This window comes from Rhizobium mesoamericanum STM3625, from assembly GCF_000312665.1.
GTDB classification, from domain to species: domain Bacteria; phylum Pseudomonadota; class Alphaproteobacteria; order Rhizobiales; family Rhizobiaceae; genus Rhizobium; species Rhizobium mesoamericanum.
This window is the reverse complement of record NZ_HF536778.1, coordinates 414,063-431,707: the sequence shown is the minus strand read 5'-3', so window position 1 is coordinate 431,707 and position 17,645 is coordinate 414,063. Positions and strand designations below refer to the sequence as shown.

The 17,645-nt window shown below is 60.8% G+C and carries 21 protein-coding genes; 15 read left to right on the top strand and 6 right to left on the bottom strand.

The window, feature by feature from the left end; all coding sequences use genetic code 11:
- The first annotated feature begins 254 nt into the window (after positions 1 to 254).
- The 8 genes from BN77_RS30685 (at position 255) to pmtA (ending at position 8,035) form a co-directional block, all read left to right on the top strand.
- Positions 255 to 1,076, top strand: a complete 822-nt coding sequence (locus BN77_RS30685) for a MurR/RpiR family transcriptional regulator (RefSeq protein ID WP_007539659.1) — start codon at positions 255 to 257, stop codon at positions 1,074 to 1,076.
- 346 nt (positions 1,077 to 1,422) lie between these two features.
- On the top strand, positions 1,423 to 2,571 hold the full coding sequence (locus BN77_RS30680) for an ABC transporter ATP-binding protein (RefSeq protein ID WP_007539657.1): 1,149 nt from the start codon (positions 1,423 to 1,425) through the stop codon (positions 2,569 to 2,571).
- On the top strand, positions 2,572 to 3,522 hold the full coding sequence (locus BN77_RS30675; RefSeq protein ID WP_007539655.1) for a carbohydrate ABC transporter permease: 951 nt from the start codon (positions 2,572 to 2,574) through the stop codon (positions 3,520 to 3,522). It begins immediately after the preceding gene.
- The gene (locus BN77_RS30670; protein ID WP_007539654.1) at positions 3,519 to 4,352 is read left to right on the top strand and encodes a carbohydrate ABC transporter permease; all 834 of its coding nucleotides are present in this window, start codon (positions 3,519 to 3,521) and stop codon (positions 4,350 to 4,352) included. The genes BN77_RS30675 and BN77_RS30670 overlap by 4 nt, the downstream gene beginning before the upstream one ends.
- Before the next feature lie 45 nt (positions 4,353 to 4,397).
- Entirely contained in the window at positions 4,398 to 5,654 is a 1,257-nt protein-coding gene (locus BN77_RS30665) for an ABC transporter substrate-binding protein (RefSeq protein WP_007539653.1), read from the top strand.
- A 57-nt stretch (positions 5,655 to 5,711) separates the two neighbouring features.
- Positions 5,712 to 6,521 (top strand): phosphodiesterase, encoded by an 810-nt coding sequence (locus tag BN77_RS30660; RefSeq protein ID WP_007539652.1) that lies wholly within the window; start codon positions 5,712 to 5,714, stop codon positions 6,519 to 6,521.
- Entirely contained in the window at positions 6,518 to 7,213 is a 696-nt protein-coding gene (locus tag BN77_RS30655; protein WP_007539651.1) for an HAD family hydrolase, read from the top strand. The genes BN77_RS30660 and BN77_RS30655 overlap by 4 nt, the downstream gene beginning before the upstream one ends.
- A 231-nt stretch (positions 7,214 to 7,444) precedes the next feature.
- A complete protein-coding gene (gene pmtA, locus BN77_RS30650; protein ID WP_007539650.1) occupies positions 7,445 to 8,035 on the top strand; it encodes a phospholipid N-methyltransferase PmtA in 591 nt (196 codons plus the stop codon).
- Between the two features lie 264 nt (positions 8,036 to 8,299).
- Here the strand turns inward: pmtA and BN77_RS30645 are convergent, their stop codons facing one another.
- Both BN77_RS30645 and BN77_RS30640 read right to left on the bottom strand, forming a co-directional pair.
- The gene (locus tag BN77_RS30645) at positions 8,300 to 8,503 is read right to left on the bottom strand and encodes a cold-shock protein (protein WP_007539649.1); all 204 of its coding nucleotides are present in this window, start codon (positions 8,501 to 8,503) and stop codon (positions 8,300 to 8,302) included.
- Positions 8,504 to 9,193: 690 nt separating this feature from the next.
- On the bottom strand, positions 9,194 to 9,493 hold the full coding sequence (locus tag BN77_RS30640; RefSeq protein ID WP_007539648.1) for a hypothetical protein: 300 nt from the start codon (positions 9,491 to 9,493) through the stop codon (positions 9,194 to 9,196).
- A gap of 351 nt (positions 9,494 to 9,844) precedes the next feature.
- Here BN77_RS30640 and BN77_RS34355 point away from each other — a divergent pair, with 351 nt between their 5' ends.
- From BN77_RS34355 to BN77_RS30605, 6 genes are all read left to right on the top strand, one after another.
- Complete coding sequence (locus BN77_RS34355) at positions 9,845 to 10,015, top strand: hypothetical protein (RefSeq protein ID WP_007539647.1); 171 nt, start codon at positions 9,845 to 9,847, stop codon at positions 10,013 to 10,015.
- Positions 10,016 to 10,152: 137 nt separating this feature from the next.
- Positions 10,153 to 11,334 carry a DUF3991 and toprim domain-containing protein gene (locus tag BN77_RS30625; RefSeq protein ID WP_007539646.1) on the top strand — a complete coding sequence of 394 codons (1,182 nt, stop codon included), beginning with the start codon at positions 10,153 to 10,155 and terminating at the stop codon, positions 11,332 to 11,334.
- Positions 11,335 to 11,396: 62 nt separating this feature from the next.
- Positions 11,397 to 11,633: a hypothetical protein gene (locus tag BN77_RS30620; protein ID WP_051177341.1), complete on the top strand. Its 237-nt coding sequence runs from the start codon at positions 11,397 to 11,399 to the stop codon at positions 11,631 to 11,633.
- Positions 11,634 to 11,686: 53 nt separating this feature from the next.
- On the top strand, positions 11,687 to 11,905 hold the full coding sequence (locus tag BN77_RS35450) for a hypothetical protein (RefSeq protein WP_007539644.1): 219 nt from the start codon (positions 11,687 to 11,689) through the stop codon (positions 11,903 to 11,905).
- Positions 11,906 to 12,460: 555 nt separating this feature from the next.
- A complete protein-coding gene (locus BN77_RS30610) occupies positions 12,461 to 13,048 on the top strand; it encodes a hypothetical protein (RefSeq protein ID WP_007539642.1) in 588 nt (195 codons plus the stop codon).
- Positions 13,049 to 13,350: 302 nt separating this feature from the next.
- Positions 13,351 to 14,274, top strand: a complete 924-nt coding sequence (locus tag BN77_RS30605) for an ArdC family protein (protein WP_007539640.1) — start codon at positions 13,351 to 13,353, stop codon at positions 14,272 to 14,274.
- 7 nt (positions 14,275 to 14,281) lie between these two features.
- On the opposite strand, the gene BN77_RS34565 is transcribed toward BN77_RS30605, so the two are convergent.
- A complete protein-coding gene (locus BN77_RS34565) occupies positions 14,282 to 14,458 on the bottom strand; it encodes a hypothetical protein (RefSeq protein WP_202902590.1) in 177 nt (58 codons plus the stop codon).
- A 441-nt stretch (positions 14,459 to 14,899) separates the two neighbouring features.
- Between BN77_RS34565 and BN77_RS30600 the strand changes: the two genes are divergently transcribed.
- Positions 14,900 to 15,211: a DUF736 domain-containing protein gene (locus tag BN77_RS30600; protein ID WP_007539638.1), complete on the top strand. Its 312-nt coding sequence runs from the start codon at positions 14,900 to 14,902 to the stop codon at positions 15,209 to 15,211.
- A 297-nt stretch (positions 15,212 to 15,508) separates the two neighbouring features.
- Here the strand turns inward: BN77_RS30600 and BN77_RS33955 are convergent, their stop codons facing one another.
- The 3 genes from BN77_RS33955 to BN77_RS35775 form a co-directional block, all read right to left on the bottom strand.
- Entirely contained in the window at positions 15,509 to 15,826 is a 318-nt protein-coding gene (locus tag BN77_RS33955; protein WP_007539635.1) for a hypothetical protein, read from the bottom strand.
- A gap of 206 nt (positions 15,827 to 16,032) precedes the next feature.
- The gene (locus BN77_RS30590; RefSeq protein WP_037075330.1) at positions 16,033 to 16,290 is read right to left on the bottom strand and encodes a WGR domain-containing protein; all 258 of its coding nucleotides are present in this window, start codon (positions 16,288 to 16,290) and stop codon (positions 16,033 to 16,035) included.
- Positions 16,291 to 17,025: 735 nt separating this feature from the next.
- Positions 17,026 to 17,253: a thermonuclease family protein gene (locus BN77_RS35775; RefSeq protein ID WP_328285770.1), complete on the bottom strand. Its 228-nt coding sequence runs from the start codon at positions 17,251 to 17,253 to the stop codon at positions 17,026 to 17,028.
- Between the last annotated feature and the right edge of the window lie 392 nt (positions 17,254 to 17,645).

Genomic DNA, 17,645 nt, shown 5'->3' with positions numbered 1-17,645 from the left:
ATTCGGTTGAGATGAACGCATCGTCCATCAGCTACAAGAACCACCGCTTTCCACCTACATTCATCGGCTCCGCGCCATGGCCCAGTGGAAAGCCGTGATCCGGCGCAGTTGCCTGAGTTCACCGGCAAGGCCCTAGTCAGCGCGTTCGCGAAACGACGTGACATCGCCCGCATCTTGAATCCGGTAGCGTTCTAAGGCTAAGTTCGGGGCCGGTTTGTCGTCGCCCGAAGACACGAACTAGATGGAGCCGCGGGTTGGTAAGCATTGGGGACGAGAAGCGCAACAGGGATCGGCAGACGATCCTATCGCGGTTGCACGAGGAGATCGATCAGCTTCCAAACGCACTCGCTCGGATCGCGAAGTACATCCTGGAAAACCCGGAGAAAGTGCTGCGCCAGTCCGTGGCAGAACTTGGCGAATTTGCGGGCAGTGGCGAAGCTAGTATCCTGCGGCTTTGCCGTCAGATCGGGTTTACCGGGTTTCGCGACTTCAAGCTTGCGCTTGCAGCGGAAGTCGGCCGACCCCAACTCGCCGTTGTCAGTTCTTCAGGTGCTGATCCCGCAATCGACAAACTGCAGCGAACACTGATCGAGAACCTGGAGGTCGCCCACAGCCATGTCGATCTTACGAGCTTGGACAGGATCGCCGAAGCGCTTGCGACCGCCCGCCGCATCGACATCTATGGTGCGGGAATGTCCGGTTTTGTCGCGGAGATGCTGGCATATCGTCTGCTTCGCGTGGGCTTGACTGCGCTCGCCTTCCGGAACTCGCATATGGCGCATGAAGTTGCTAATGGGCTTGGCGAAGGTTGCGTTGCGGTGGCATTCTCAGTCTCGGGCTTGACCGTCGAAACCGTCCAGTTCCTCAAAGGTGCGCGCGCCACTGGCGCAACGACCGTCGCGGTTACCAACCGAACGCAAAGCCCTCTGAGCAAGGCCGCGCATTATAGCCTTCAAGCCTCAGGCCTGCATGACAATCCTTTCGGCGGAACGCTGACGCCAGTGGCTGGCAAGATTTTCGTCATCGAATGTCTGATGCTTGCGCTCGACAAGCACCTGAACCGGCCAATGAAATAAAACTCCATATGTCACATTGGTGAAATAAAGCGCCAATAGAACGATGGCGTCCGCTTCTTCTCGAGGATGGCAGAATGGCGACCGTAAGAAGCCCCTTGGCGTGGCCCGTAAGCCGCACGCTTTCTTTCGAGAACGTGCACTTACGCTGGCGTTCAGCATGCTGCACCGCAGTCGAACACCTACAACATTATCCATGTGGAACCACCACGAGCTTTTCCGGAGGGCGGACGCTCTTCCCCCAAAACTCTTCCAAATAACCAGTTGCAAAAAATGAAATAAAACTCCATGATGTCATCAATGTGAAATAAAGCACCATTAAGAAAACTGCTAACCATGTGGATAGGGAATGGCAGCTTTGGAACTTCACATAGACAAAATCAGCAAGAAATTCGGCGAAGTAAATGTTCTGCGCGACGTGTCGATCAGCGTTGCCGCCGGCGAATTTGTGACCCTTCTTGGGCCTTCAGGCTGCGGTAAATCTACGCTTCTACGTATAATTGCCGGGCTCGAGCGAGCGGACCAGGGCCATGTGTTCGCGGGCGAAAAAAAGCTCGACGACGTCGCGGCAAAGGACCGAGACTTGGCATTTGTTTTTCAAAGCTATGCGCTCTATCCGCACCTTAGCGTGTACGACAATATCGCCGCGCCATTGGTAATGCGCGAACTAAGCAGCTTGGAGCGGTTGCCGATCCTTGGTGCTGCCCTGCCAGGTGCCGCCGGACGCTATCGCTCGATCGACGAGCGGGTTCGTGAAACCTCGGCGATTCTAAAACTCGATGCCCTTCTCGACAGGCGTCCACCGGCGCTTTCGGGCGGCCAGCGTCAGCGTGTGGCACTAGGACGGGCGATGGTCCGTGCACCGAGGATATTCCTCATGGATGAGCCCTTGGCAAACCTGGATGCGGCGCTGCGAATTCACACACGAGGTGAAATCGCCCGACTCCACAAGAAAATGGGAGCGACGACGGTGTTCGTCACTCACGATCAGGCTGAGGCAGCAGCAATATCTGACCGGGTCGCGGTGATGTTCCGGGGGCACGTTCGTCAGATCGCCAAGCCAGCCGATCTCTATCGTGATCCGGTCGATCTTGAGGTCGCCCGTTTTCTCGCGCAGCCTTTCCTGAATGAGGTCCGTGTTTCCGCCACAGTGGGCGGGATGGTCGCCATCGGGGGTGGCAAAATAGCACTCCGTGACGCGATCGGCTCCACCGGCCCCGGCACCTTGGCGTTTCGCCCCGAGCACGCAAGCATTGCTGCGCATGATGTGCCCGGTACCCTCCGCGTCTGCCTTTCGCGTATCGAACATTCCGGAACGGACGCAAACCTTTTTGTCGAGGCTGAGGCGGGCGCCGAATTCGTCGTTCGAGTGTCGGCGGATCAAGCGCGCTCGGTCCATCCTGGTGAGCACCTCGCTCTGACGATAGACGCGGAGAATGCCTGGTTCTTCCCCGAAAGTCGGTCTCGGCGAGAACGTGTCGAACGCGAGGCTGCTTAGATGGCTGTGCTCGACGATGTTTCTCTCGCAGCAGCCCCTGAGCGGTCAATCTACAAGTCGGACCGCGCGCAAGCCCGTGCCGGGCTGGTTCTTGCGTTGCCAGCCTCGCTGCTCCTGCTTGCCCTTTTGATCGGCCCAGCGATCCTGGTTCTGTTCCTTTCGTTTACCGACGCATCTTTGGGCCTGGTCGGTATCCGCTTTGTCGGTCTTGGCAATTATGGTCGAATGCTGACCGACCCAGGTTTCTCGAACAGCCTCCGCAATACGGCGCTCTATGTCCTTGTGGTGGTCCCAATATCGATCGGGTGGGGTCTGCTTGTTGCCTTGCTGATTTCACGGTGCACCTTTTCCGCTTTTTACAGAACGGCCTATTTCCTCCCGGTCGCCGCAACCCTTGTGGCGCTCGCGACCGCCTGGGAGGCGATCCTCCATCCTAGTCTTGGCGCCGCCAACGCGTTCCTTCACCTGCTCGGCGCCTCGCCTATACGGTTTCTCTCCGACCCGTCCATGGCGGTCTATGCCCTTGCCTGCATCGGCATTTGGCAGCTGGTCGGCTTCAACATGATCCTCTTCCTGGCCGGACTTTCCACAATTCCAGAAGAGCTCTACGAGGCGGCTGCGATCGACGGTGCAGACGGTGGTTTCAAGCGCTTCCGGCTCGTAACCTGGCCGATGCTTGCTCCGGTGACGCTGTTCGTCACCGTCATGACAGTCATCCGCGCGTTCTCGGTGTTTGAGACAGTTGCTGTGCTCACCCAGGGCGGACCGATGAAGTCGACAATGGTCGTCCTTTATACATTCTACGAAGAGGGCTTCCGGTTCTTCCGCGTCGGCTATGCATCGGCGATCGCCGTGTCTTTCTTCGTGTTCGTGACGATGCTGTCTCTGATCCAGATGCGCCTGTCGGACCCTAGGGCGTCCGGTACGAAGAACTTGAGGGGAACGCCATGATCCTTGCGAAATCTCCCGTATCGCGCATTGCCTCACACGCCGTTCTGCTCTCGGGCGCAATCATCATGGTTTTCCCATTCATCTGGATGGTGCTGGCCTCAGGTACACCGGAGAGCGAAATCTTCAATGGCGGTCTTCTGCCTGTGCCGACACTGGCCGGCACCGCGCAGAATTACGGCGCAGCACTCACCGCAATCCCGCTCTTGCGCTTCATGGCCAATGGATTTGTGGTCTGTCTCGCGATCCTGACCCTGCAAATTGCCGTGGCGATCCCGTGCGGCTATGCGCTCGCCAAGCTGTCCTTTCCAGGCAGGCCGCTCCTGCTCGGCGCAGTGCTGCTCGGGCTTCTCGTGCCAGTGCAGATCCCGACAATTCCGATCTACGTTGCGCTCGCGAAATCGGGGCTGCTCGACACCTACCCAGCGCTCATTCTGCCCTGGATCATCTCGGTCTTCGCGATCTTCCTGTTTCGACAGTTTTTCGTCACCTTCCCTGACGAAGTGCTTGATGCGGCCCGGCTTGACGGTTTCAGCGAGCTCTCGATCGCCTGGCGCATCATGGTGCCCGCCGCATGGCCAGCAGTCGCCGCTTTCTCTATTTTCTCCATCGTGGCCCATTGGAACGACCTCTACTGGCCGCTGGTGGTGACAACCAATCCCGACATGATGATGCCCTCGCTTGGCATTGCCTATTTCCGGCAAGCAGGCGACGGCGGCGGTCAGGTCGGTGCGCTGATGGCCGGGGGCGTGATCGTCACAGCGCCCCTGGCCGCCCTCTTCCTCTCAATGCAGAGGCATTTCATCAGGGGTCTGGTGGTCGGCCGACACTAGGCATCCTCAACAACCCAACCCAACCACGAACGACAGGAGAGCATCGTGAAAACGATTGCCATGATGATCGCGGCTGGCCTTGCCATGGCAGGCCTGACCGCCCCCGCCCACGCGGAAACCAAGCTCGACGTCTATTACGCCTGGGCCGAGCACGAGCCTATTCACGCAGCCGTCGCCAAGAGCTTCGAAGCGAAGTATCCCGATATCAAGATCGGGTTCAGGGCAGCGGCCCCGAGCTACGACGAAGCCGTCCAGGCGCTCATCCGCCAAAGCATGGCCGGCCAGTTGCCTGATGTCCATTATGTCGGCTTCAACGTGCTGCGCCCGCTCGTCGCCCGCGGCCTGATCGAGCCGATTGACGATCTGGTTGCCAAGGATCACCTGACCGACAAGGGCTATACCGATCAGGTTCTGTCGCTCGCCAAGATAGATGGCAAGCTCTACGGCCTGCCGTTCGCTATGTCGACGCCGGTCGTCTATTTCAATGCCGACCTTATCAAGCGGGCCGGCGGCGATCCTGAAAAGATTCCGACTGACTGGGACGGTTTCGTGGCGCTAGCCGGCAAGATCGGAGCGCTCGGCGACGGGACATCGGGCATGTTCTACGATCTCGGTTCGGACGACTGGACGACACAGAACCTGGTGCGCAATTTCGGTGGCCAGATGATGAACGACAAGGAAACCGACATCGCTTTCGACGGTCCGGCCGGTCAGTCTGCCGCCAAGCTCTTCAAGCGCTTCCATACGGAAGGCACGCAGCCGGCGATAGACAGCCGTGCAGCCCGTCAGCTCTTCACCTCAGGCAAGCTCGGCTTCTTCTTCGCATCGGCTGGCAGCGTCAGCGGCCTCGAAAAAGAAATCGGCACGCGCTTCAAGCTGACGACGGCAAAACAGCCGCTGGGCTCCGAGGCCGCAACGATGCCGACGGGCGGCATGGTCGCGGTCATCCTGTCCAAGGACGAAGCCAAGCGTGCCGCAGCCTGGGAATATGTGAAGTTTGCCACCAGCGCGGACGGCCAGAGCATCGTCGTTCCGAACACCGGTTATATGCCGACGAATACCGGTGCGCTCGACAAGGATCACCTTGCCGACTTCTACAAGCAGCACCCGAACTGGTACACAAGCGTCCTGCAGACGCCGCGCGCCCGTCCGTGGTTCTCCTGGCCCGGCGAAAACGGTGTCGAGATCTCGCAGGTCATTCGCGACGACATGTCCGCAATCGCGCTTGGCAGCATGGAGCCGGATGCAGCTCTAGCCGATATGGCAGCGAGTGTTCGCGCGCTTCTCCCGAAGACCAACTAACCCACTCCTATCAAGAGCGCCGGACCCGCTTCGGCGTTCGCTTTCATGGATCAATCAATGAAACTCATCCACCTCACCGACCTGCATCTGGTGGCTCCGGGCAAGACCCTTTACGGTTTCGATCCCGCCGCCCGTCTCCGCACTGTGATCGCGACCATTAACAACGAGCATGCGGATGCTGATCTCTGCGTCATCACCGGCGATCTGACCGATGAAGGCGACGCCGCCGCCTACCAGCTTCTGCGCGACATCCTGCAGGACCTCCGGGTGCCGCATCGCCTCTTGCTCGGGAACCACGATCATCGGGCTAATTTCCGTCGGGTTTTCCCCGACGCCGCAATCGACGCAACAGGCTTCGTCCAATCGGTCCTGGATCTGCCGGCTGGCCGCTTGATTTTCCTCGACACGCTGGTGACCGACCACGGTCATGGCTCGCTCGGCTGCGGCCGGTTCGAATGGCTTCTAGAGCGCCTTGCTGAAGAGCCAATTCGGCCAAGCTATTTGTTTTGCCATCACCCGCTGCAATCGATCGGGCTGCCGCATTTTGCGCCGCACATCACCCTGGTTCCAAGAAACGCCGTGGGGCCGCTCGTCAAGACAGGTTCGGTCCGCCACATCTTCTGCGGCCATGTCCATGTCGACGTTGGCGGCACCTGGCAAGGCGTACCGTTTAGCGCGAGCCGGGGCGTTGCGCACCAGATCATTCCGCATCTCGAGCGGCGCGATGCGCGCTTCGTCAACGATGCGCCGGCCTTTAATGTCGCCTTAGTTCGCGACGACAGCGTCCTGATCAATCAGTTCGAGGTCAGCAGCAGGGTCGTGGTCGCAATCAGCCCCGAGGAATTCATGCCGGAGGGTTTCCAATGAGCCTGACCAAACCATTCGACCTTGTCATCTTCGACTGTGACGGTGTCCTCATCGACAGCGAAAAGCTCGCTACCCAGATCGACGCCGATGAACTGGCGCGCATTGGTTTTCCGACCTCTTACGAAGACGTTGTCCGCCGATATACCGGGCTGTCTGCCGCCACGATGCGACGCATGGTCGAGGAGGAGTGGGGAAGGCCTCTGCCTCCCGATTTCGAAGAAGTGGTCGCCGCAAAGATCAAGGAGAAGTATCTGACCGAGTTGGAGGCGATCGACGGCATCGCCGAGCTTCTTGGCCAAATTGCAGTGCCGCGTTGTGTCGCCTCCAGCAGCGCGCCTGAAAAACTGCGTCTCGGTCTTGAGAGGACCGGCCTTTGGCCGTTGCTCGAACCGCATGTCTTCAGCACCGTCATGGTATCGAAGGGCAAACCCGCACCTGATCTTTTTCTGTTCGCGGCCGACCGGATGGGGGCCGATCCTGCCCGTACGGTTGTCGTGGAAGACAGCATCGCCGGCGTCCAGGCCGGTGTCGCGGCCGGGATGACGGTTATCGGCTTCACAGCCGGCGGCCATTGCCTCAACGATCACGATGAGCGGCTCCTTTCCGTCGGGGCCTCGGTAGTTACGCGTTCTGCCGCGCAGCTCAAAGCTTTGCTGTGCACAGATCAGGTCCGGCTTCGAGGCGCCGGCTAGATTGTCAATCCCCAACTTCGCGCGAATAGAGCAAAAAAAGTCGCTCTGATTCCTCACGCCGAAAACCAACCGCATGGCAGCGCCTCCCGGGCCCCCCAGGTTCTCAAAGGCATCTTTTTATGCGCAAAATACAATAGGCGGACGGAAAATGGCGCTTGGGGGCTTGCCTTTGTCGCGTTTAAGCGATGTTTGTGGCGGCAATCATCGTGGGCATCGAAGCGGAGGCGAAGAATGGGCGTGCGACAGCGGGTGGGATCGAAGTTCAAGGATGAGATAGAATTCCTGAAAGGCTGGAAGCGCGACCGAACAGCCGTCGGCGCCATAACGCCGACCTCCGTCGTGACCGCCCGGAAGATGGCGAGCGTCATTGATTCATCCTCGGGGCTTCCGGTGCTTGAACTTGGCCCGGGAACCGGCGTCATCACAAAACAGATCCTGGCGCTGGGCGTTCGGCCGAAGGATCTGGTTTCCGTTGAATACTCGCCGGAGTTTTGCCGGCATCTCAGGCAGGAGTTTCCCGAAGTCGACGTTCGATGCGGAGACGCCTTCGCGCTCGATCTTGTTCTGGGTCCTGAGCGGGGCGCAAAGTTCGACTGCGTCATTTCCGCTGTACCTCTCCTGCACTTGCCTCCAGACAAGCGCCTGTCACTGATCCTCGACCTCCTGGAACGTGTGCCGAACGGAAGGCCCGTTGTTCAGATCACCTATGGGTTGCTGTCTCCGGTCGTCGCGCTTCCCGCCGGTTACGAAGTCCGCCACCTGGCTTTCATGATGCGCAACATTCCACCGGCGCAGCTCTGGACGTACAGAAAAAGGCGATGAGCTCTCTCATCGGTCAAGAACGACATAGGTGCTTCGTCGATGGAGCGACGTGGCGCTGTTGACTTACCGCTGACCGTCAAGTTGCTTTCGGGAAGCTCTCGGCGTTACCTTCCGACGAAATCGACGTCGACGATCTTGAGATCGTCCGTGAATACACGCTTCTGCATTGAGCCGGCGGCCATGGCTACGGCGTTCCGCTTGCGAGCGGCCGCAGCAACGGAGGCTTTGCTGCGGCCGAGGCGGCCGATCCCATGATCGCGGAAATCAAATAAGCCGTACGTTTTCAGCTTTCGACTTGCCGGTTTTGCGATCCTGGCCCACCTCGTAGCTCACCTTCTGTCCCTCGCTGAGAGAGCTTCCAGCCTGCAAGGCAGACACGTGCACAAATACGTCAGCCCCCCCATTATCCGGGGTGATGAAGCCAAATCCTTTGTCTCCATTGAAAAATTTAACCATACCAGTGGCCATGAACAAAATCCTCGACGCTTTCACGGCTGATTGCCGCTTCCGGAATCTTTAAGGCGACGGAGTTTTCTTCGCAATCGGTTGCCCTCATCTTATTCGTCACTGTCGCGGCAAAATTGGTTCGTCCCAAGGATTCGGGAAGAACCTCGCGATGGATTCAAATCTCTTGGCAGTCGATGATCATTGCCGTGCTGCTGTTCTATGGCTCCCGTTTTGAAACGTCCTCGTCTGTTACCGCATAGAGATTTCCCGGTCTATCTGCCGGGTCGGCAGCCGCACCCCGTGCGTGATCCCGGGGGCACAGCTGTCACGTGGGTCCCCAGTCCCCGCAGAGATGGCGCCGCCGAACTCCGACAGTTTCGCCTGAGGCCAAGATCTCTTCAATCACGGTATTACTGGGAGGCGCACGAGGCTGGGAAGGCCTTTGGCAGGCGGCGGAACGCGGCAGCGCAATTCGTGCGTTGCTCAATGGCTGATCCTGGTGTCGGCAGCCGGTGGGAAAATACGCGAGGGTAAACACCAGGCAGCCCTTCGCCGCGCGAGGCGCGCTGCCGCGACCTTTCGCCGGTTGATGACGGTGCGGGGTTGCGACTTCAGGCCTGCACCTGGCATCTCTCTTTATTCTCGGCATTCCCGCGCGAGGAAGCGCCGGTTGACAGGCGGGCGAAGGACTCGCTCTGTGCCCTGTTAAAGTCACCATTGCGCCGGCTGAACGAAGCCTTCCCGCTCATCCGGTTCGTCGTCTGGAATGGCAATGGATTGATGATCGACATCCGGCTCTTCGCCGGAGGGGTGCAGGTCAAGTGGGCTTGATCTGGACAGGGACCGCTCGCGCAGGAGCGCGGCATACCGGCGGCGCATTTCATCGGACTCGATCGTCCCTGCCGTCCAAAGTGCGACCAGTTCCATGAAACCGGGGTCTTCATCGATCCGGATCCCTCGCGCCTTCCAACGCGCGATGACCCGTTCGGCTATGTCCCTGCGTGAATCCATTGTCACTTCCCTATGCCGCCCTGCCACCTACCCGGTGAGATACCAAGATTCTTCGCCAGTTGAAATCGGCTAATGTCACGCCGGCCGCCCGCGATCTGTTTTCAGGACCTTGCCGGCTGGAGCTATCGAGATCGCAAGATCAGGATGCATTTGGCGCAATCCATCGGCGCAGTCCAATCCCGCTCTCATTTGATGGCGTCCTGGCCCGGTTCCGGATCTTCCACGATCAACCCGCAAGGAGTCCGTGCGCAAGCTTCGGCCGCTTCTGCTTCGCGTCGCGGTGATCGCGCCCCCCGGGCCTTCTGAGGAGCCATCGAGCGGGAATTGGCCCGCTCCGAAGGGGCCTCTCACATGTCGCACGACCTCTCACTCGCCCAGTTCCACGCATTCCAGCTCTCCCGCGACCTTGTGGTTCCGATCACCCTCTTCTCGGTCGACGGCAAATACGGCATCCCGCCGTCTGACGAAAACGACGCCGACGACGATCTTGAGATCGTCCATGAATACACGCCGTGGCATTGAGCCGGCGGCACCTTAGGCGTGCCGCTTGCGTGCGGCAGGCCGCAAGGGAGGCTCCGCCGCGGCCGACCTTGCATGATTCACCAAATTGCAAGCCGCGCCCTTGCGGCCTTTGCTCTTCACGCCCGGTGAAGTGGCCGATGAATAGAACCGACGAGCAGGAGGCGATCGCTTTCGCGATCGGAGGAAGGATGGAGAGAAGAGAGATAGAGGCGCTACGCGATGCCGTAAGCTGCGCAGCTGTGCTGGAACAGGCCGGATTTGCCATTGATGTCAAGGAAAGCACCCGCCGGGCGGTAAAATTTCGACGCAGCAGTGAGATCGTCATCGTCACACATCAAGGGCGCGGATGGTTCGACCCGCTCAGCGAGGCGAAGGGTGATGTCTTCGGGCTCGTCGAGCACCTGGATCGCGCCAGCTTTCACGAGGCCATCGAAAAGGTCGCGGCTCTGGTGGGGTTCGAAATTTCCGCGCCCGAATGGAAATCTCTAAGCGCTGCAGACAAATCCGACCTTTCCCTTACCGATCGTTGGCGAGCACGCCGCCGCCCGTGGCCTGGCTCATTGACATGGCGCTACCTGCACGACGAGCGCTGCCTTCCAACATCCCTGCTCCGCACGGCGATCAAACGCGAACTCCTCCGGGAAGGGCCGCAGGGCAGCCTATGGGCCGCTCATACGAACCATGCGGGCGACATCACAGGCTGGGAGGCGCGCGGTCCGCAATATCGTGGCTTTGCCAGCGGGGGAGCGAAGGTTCTGTTCCGCCTCGGCCCTGACGCTGCAATGCGCTTGGCCGTGACGGAAGCTGCGATCGACGCCATGAGCCTGGCGGCAATCGAGGGGTTACGTGATGGTACACTTTATCTCAGCACCGGCGGCGGCTGGTCTCCGATCACGGCCGCAGCCCTTGGCGCGCTGGCTTCACGCCCCACCGTTCAGCTTGTCGCCGCCACCGACGCCAATCCCCAAGGCGATCTGTTTGCCGAGCGATTGCGCGCGCTTGCCCATGGGGCCGGCTGCGATTGGATGCGGCTCCGCCCACCGCAAGAAGACTGGAACGAGGCCCTGAAGGCTCGCGCGAAGCGAAGGAATGAGAACAGGAAAAGCGAGGGTGGGAGGAAAGAAGAGGAGGCGTGCCGCATGCGCTCCGGCCGCGTCAACGGAGGCTTTGCCCGTGAGCCGGCCCTGGACCCCGCCGGCCGCGATGTCGGCGGCATGACCCAGGTGATCGCGGCGGTCGGCGGCAAGCGCGGCGACCACGTAGACGCGCCGCTTCCTTGTGCCGAGCCAAGAATATTCCGTCGGTTTCGTCATCAATGAGACGAAGCATGCCGCCTAGACGGCCCCTCCAGCTTCGCCGGTTGGCGCGGGAGGGCGGCGTAATGGCCAATTCCGAACGACAGCTCGGCGAGCTTGCCAGAATGGAAGCGGCACGGCGAAAGACGCAGCACCAGCTCGATCTCATCGACCGGCTAACCGCGCTCATTCCCCTGCTTGGACGGCGCCTTCCTCGAACGCTACCGCACCAATCTGGCAGTCTGACGGCCGAGCGACAGCCGGAAGTCGATGCGCTTACGCGGAATCTTGCTCGGCAGGACGCGACAATCGCCGCACTTTGAGCGCGAGCCGAATTGGATGGCCGCGTCGTCGCAACTGCGTGGAGGGCGTTGCCATGAGCACCATCGGCGACCTGGAGCGGAGAGCCGGCATCGGAGGATCGCCGGCCGAGCGAACCGCGTTCTGGCGGCAATTTCACCATTTCGAAGGCCAAGCCTTTCTGAGCGCCGGCCCGGCTGAGCTCAGGCGCCTGATTGCGGCCAGGGAAGCGGAGCCGGATGGCGGCCAAATACGCGTGTTGCCGGTTGTCGCCGTGAAGCATTGCCCGCCCTGACGGCGGAGCAGCAAGCGGCGCTTCCGGCCTACGCCGCAGGCATCGTCGACGCTGGAAATCAATCCTCAACAACGCCTGGTTGGGGCGGGCCCGCCTCATGACGGCAGCGGTCTGCTGCGCGGCCTTCGCAACTCGCACGGTCCGGCTGGCTGCAATCCTATCGCTTGCCTAAGCTGACCAAGCGATAGGCCGAGCGTTCATGTGCAGCGCGTGGGGAAGCCAGGGTTCCCCGGAAACGCCTGTTCGTTCATTCGAGGACGTCATCTTCCTCCCCACGCCGGATCGCCCTTCGGTTTTGCTGAGGTCTGAACCGGCGTCCGTGCGCTTCAAGGCCGCTGTCGCGCCGCGGCGCGGCCGGACCCCGCCGTCGTTCTCGGAGCAGGCTCGCGTGCTCCGTCGAGGGCAGCTTGCCCTCGTCGCAAGCAAACCGGCTCCGCTCGTCCAGGTGGGGCCGGACCCTGAAGCGCCCGTCTTTCCGCCGGTTCGAGGTGACCGCACCGAAGGGCAAGCCGGCATGGGCCGGAGCCGCTCCGGACGACTTCGAAAGGAAACGACATGGCCAAGCCTACACCCTCCTCCCGCCAATCCACACGCGTCGTGCAACTGCGCAAGGGCGCAACCATCGAAATGGTCCGGCTCACCTGCCCCGACGTCAGCCAGGCACTTAAGATCACCGAGAGTTTCGGAACCGCCGTCATCGACAGCGACGGCATCCGCGACTTGCACGAGCGGCTGGTCACGGAGACAGCCGATGCGCTCGGCGACGGCCTTGGCGACAAGGCCATGCAGATCCACCTGCAGCGGATCGTCGGTGCCTACGTCGGCTCGGCCCACGGCGCCGGCCAGTTCTACAGCCGCGCGGTCACCGAGGGGCGCGATGCCACGGCCAAAGCCGCCAACGATGCCCGCGACGAGGACCTGGACGGCCCCGTCGGCTTTGACAGCGCCGCTCAGCGCAAGCGCGAATTCGCCGCCGACATGGGCATACAGGTCCATGCGCTCAGAATGGCGGCCGAAGGCGCCGTCGCCGCCTATGTCCAGGTGATCGGCGAGACCTGGAAACCGTTCGACCGTCCCGTCGAACAGCCCGGCCACGCGCTCTACCGCAAGGCTACCGAAACGCAGATCTCCGCCTTCGACTGACCACTTTCGGCGGGGGCTTCGGCCCCGCCTTTCCATCAACTCGAGCCGGCCGCTTCCGTGGCGGGACCGGCCTGTTTCGTGTCGCTGACCCCGCCAGCAAGAAAAAGGAAATGAAGTCGATGGCACGCCCGTCGTGGCCCGTTCCTTCGTAGGGTCTGCAGGAGCCGCCGACGGACGCAACGCCTTCGCCGTCCTCCACTGCGTTGCGGCCGTTCCGGTGCATCCGCCGGCTAACCTGCTCCTGCTTTCGCCCTTCGTAGCGGGCCGCGAGGGGCGCGGCCTTGAAACGGGGAAGTTTGAATATGAGCAACACAGAAAATCAGCGGGTCGATCTCTACAGCCGGATCACCGACAAGATCATCGAAGACCTGGCAAAGGGCGTGCGGCCTTGGATGAAACCATGGAATTCAGCGAACGCGGCAGGTCGCATTACCCGGCCGCTGCGTTACAATGGGCAACCCTATTCTGGCGTCAACGTGCTGCTTTTGTGGTCGGAGGGTGTCGCGCGAGGTTACGCGTCATCCACGTGGATGACGTTCAAGCAGTCCCTCGAATTGGGCGCCGCGGTCCGCAAAGGCGAGACGGGCACGACCGTCGTCTTCGCCAGCCGTTTCACTAAGTCCGAAACCGACGGGAACGGCGGCGAGGTCGAGCGGGAAATCCCCTTCTTAAAGGCATACAGCGTCTTCAACGTCGAACAGATCGAGGGACTCCCCGATCAGTATCATCACCGGCCGGTGTCCGTTCCGGATCCTGTCGAGCGCATCGGGCACGCGGATCGGTTCTTCCGCAACACCGGTGCTTCAATTCGTCATGGCGGCAACCAGGCCTTCTTTGCGCCAGCCGCCGATGTCGTCCAGATGCCACCATTTGAGAGCTTCAAGGATGCGGCAAGCTACTACGCGACCTTGAGTCATGAGGTCACGCATTGGACGGCGCCGGCCCATCGCCTCGGTCGCGACCTCAGCCGCTATGCCAAGGACAAATCTGAACGAGCCCGCGAGGAACTGATCGCCGAGCTCGGCAGCTGCTTCCTGTGCGCCGATCTCGGGATTGTTCCCGAGCTCGAGCCCCGCCCCGATCACGCGTCCTACCTCGATTCCTGGCTCAAGGTCCTGGCCGATGACAGACGGGCGATCTTCCAGGCGGCGGCGCATGCGCAGCGGGCCGTGACTTTCCTGCATTCGCTGCAGCCGGACGCGGCCGACAAGCGGCTCGCTGCGTAACGACTTGTCAGCGCCGGTCGTCGGCCTCGCCGGCGGCCGACAACTCTCGGCCGTCGGTCGCGGTGGGCGTGTCACGATCCGTCGCAAGGTGCAGTTTGCCGCAGATCGAGTTTTCCCGGTCTATCGGCTTGAGCTTCCGGGACGGCTTGATTTCGACGATAAAGGGCTTTGTCTGCTGATGCATGGATCCTCCAGGCGACGGCTTGCGAGGCGCGACGACAGCGCGGAGCGGGCAATGCAACGCCCCCTGCTCGTTGGTTCTGCGAGGTTTCGGTTTCGCACGTGGACAGGACCGCGGAGCGATCGTTGCAGCGTTCGGGAGCAGTCGAGGGACGAACCGCCATTGCCATATTCCTTCGACCACTGCGCCAGGCCACGACCGTCGCGGGCTCGATGAGGCATGTCTGATCGAAGACCGGCTTTGCCTCGATCGTCTTACCGCAACGGCCCTCCGAAACTTTATTCCCCTGAGCGCTGCGCGCCCATTCCTCGCGGAACAACAAAATTTCTCGTGGCCGCCCTCCATTTCATTTTGGCCTTTCAGGTGCGGTCCGATCGTCCCCGATCTTGCGACAGCCATCGAGGCCGCGATGGGCGCGGCCCGAAACAGCAAAGGAATACGACAATGGCAACCATCGGCACCTTCACCACTTCCGAAACCGGCTTCAACGGCTCGATCCGCACCCTTGCCCTCAACGTCAAGGCCCGCATCGCTCGCATCGACAATCACTCCGACAAGGGCCCGCACTTCCGCATCTACGCAGGCAACGTCGAGCTGGGTGCGGCCTGGCAGAAGCGCTCCGCCGAGACGGATCGGGACTATCTCTCGGTCAAGCTCGATGACCCGAGCTTCCCCGCTCCGATCTACGCGACGCTGACCGAGGTCGAGGGCGAGGACGGCTACCAGTTGATCTGGTCCCGCCCCCACCGCGACTGAGACCCGGACAGGGCCCCGCCGCCAAGGCGGGGCTGAACTGAATAGAGACAAGCCGGCGGCGGGCATCGAGCCTGCCGCCGGCTTTCTCGGTGCGATACGGAACCGGAATATTGTCTGCTCAGATGGAGCGATTGTGCCGGGCAGAAATGCCGGCGTCAGAGGACGCGCGGTTCCCCCAATTTTGCCTCCGCTTCGAACCTCAGCTCCAACAAAATCGGCTCCCCCATGCGCTTGCTCCGCCGGTGGCTGCCGCGCTCCCTGACCCCGTCATCTCCTCCCGCCCAGCGGTCTCGTCTTTCACGAACTCAAGGAGATGAGATGATGACGATCGGACAGCACATCGAAAAACTTCGCCTCGAATTGAAGAACGCCTGCGATGCCGCCGAGCGCCGCCAGATCGGGGGCGAGCTTGAACTTGCCCAGGCTGATCTGGTCGTGACGCTTGCCGAACAGGACGGTGCGATCAATGCCGAGCCGCCCCTTTTGAGGCGGCTCTTTTGCAGCTGGACGGGGAGCCGGTGCGCCGGATCGGGCTTCCCGGCTGTCAGGGATTTCATCCCTCGACACTCCCGCCGGCAGACGGACACGGTTGCGGTCCTTGACCCCTCTTTGCAACAGAGTGGCCGATCTCCGTTAGCAACGAAAGAGATCACAATCAATTGCAACTCTCCTTGTCAACGAGCTGTCATCTCTCATCGGGGATATTGCAGCCCGCGCGTTCGGCTGTAACCTGGCGCCGCCAGAATTTTCCCCGCCGCATTCCGCGGCTCCTCTGGAACAGGTGCCGATAAGGCATAATGGCCCGTTTCGGCGGGCCATTCTCATGTTGGCACGGAGGTGCGCGGACGATAGCCGCGTTTTCGTTTCCGTCGAAGCAGATCGAGAAACAGTTCAACTGCTTCCTCTTCCCGCCCAAAATGGTGGACCATCATCTGACCCTTTGTCCCGATGCGGCCCCACTTCCTGAGCAGGCAGACATCCCCGAACAGGTTGGGCTCGATCGACATGGCGTAGTAGCGCGCCATGTTTCTGGCGGAGTCAACGCGTTCGACATAGAGATGGTAGGGTTGCGCGATCATGAGATCAGAATCGCCGATCAGCGGAATCGCGTCCAACGAGACTTATGAATCGGTCGGCAGGGATTGATTCATATCGCTGATGGCATGCCATCGGACACGACGGGCTTGCGCGAATTTACCTGGATGCCGGTCCGTGCGGCGGGCGACCATCAATAAGGAACTTAAAGGATCTGCGCGGGGTTTCCCTTCAAGACTGGGCTTGGCACAATGAGCGTCTGCGACTGCCGCCGAATCTCGAACATCCAATGAGAGAGGTCTATTTCCGGGAGCTTCGACTGTTTCAGGCGTGCGCTGGCGCAGGTTTTTCTCTTCGCCCGGATTTCACCTCCGAGAAGATTATGGATCTCGAAAACAGCATGAGGATGTCACATGAAAGGCTATCTGCCTATGTCATCGGCGCGTTGTTGGGCGCCATCTTTGCTATCGCCGTGTCCATTTTTTTCGGCCTCCATAGGATCTTCCATCTTGCGGTTTTGGCGCTGCTGCCGGTCCTGGGTGCTGCGCTGGTCGAGCGCTTCTATTATCGCGGGTCACGAACACGCGCTGATGTGACAATCCATCGATATATGTCGGGCCTCGGTCGATCGAACGTGCAAAGCCGAAAGTCTTTGGGCGAGACGCCTGCGGCGTACGGCCCTATTCGCGATGCTCACGGTGGCCGAAAACGGTCTCCGCCCATCCAGGTGACGATCCTCTCGCAGCTCCTTACTCGCACCATAAAAGTCTTGCGCAGTCCTAGCGCCGGGCAAGACCTTCATCGATGAGGTGGTCGCCGAGCGATCGTCCCTCCCGCGTGACGTTCCGGAGTTTTCGGCCATGCTCGTTCTCGTCCCGCAAACCTGATGACAGCGAGAACTTGCCCGCGTTCAAAAGCGTGAGCAGGCGTGCCTTCGCCGCCTCGCCCTTGATCCGCTCCCCCTCGCAGCGAGGAGGGCTGAGTTCCGGCGTGTCGATATCCGCCATGCGGTTTTTTCTCCCCCCAAACCAGAAAGTGTCGCCGTCGACGACGCAGTTCATTCGCACGCTCTCGCCGCACAACGAAAAACGGCCTGCGACGTATCCGTTGTCGGTATCTTGGCAAGAGCCAGCACGCCGGAGAGATCACCAGCGCCGCCGGAGGTAAGCCAACCACCCGCTCCAATGATGATGGCTGAGATGACCCATCAGCGACTTGCGCGGGCCGTTCTGTCCCGTTCGGAATTTTCGCTCCGGCCGATATCGATCGTTCCCGCTGCTGTTTTTGCGCCGTGGTCTCATCGGAACCACATTCGATTTCGCCACGTGCCCGTCCTCTGCTGTTTGCATCAATCTACGTCGAGCCCGGTTTCATCTGTCTTTATGAACAGGTCGGCCTC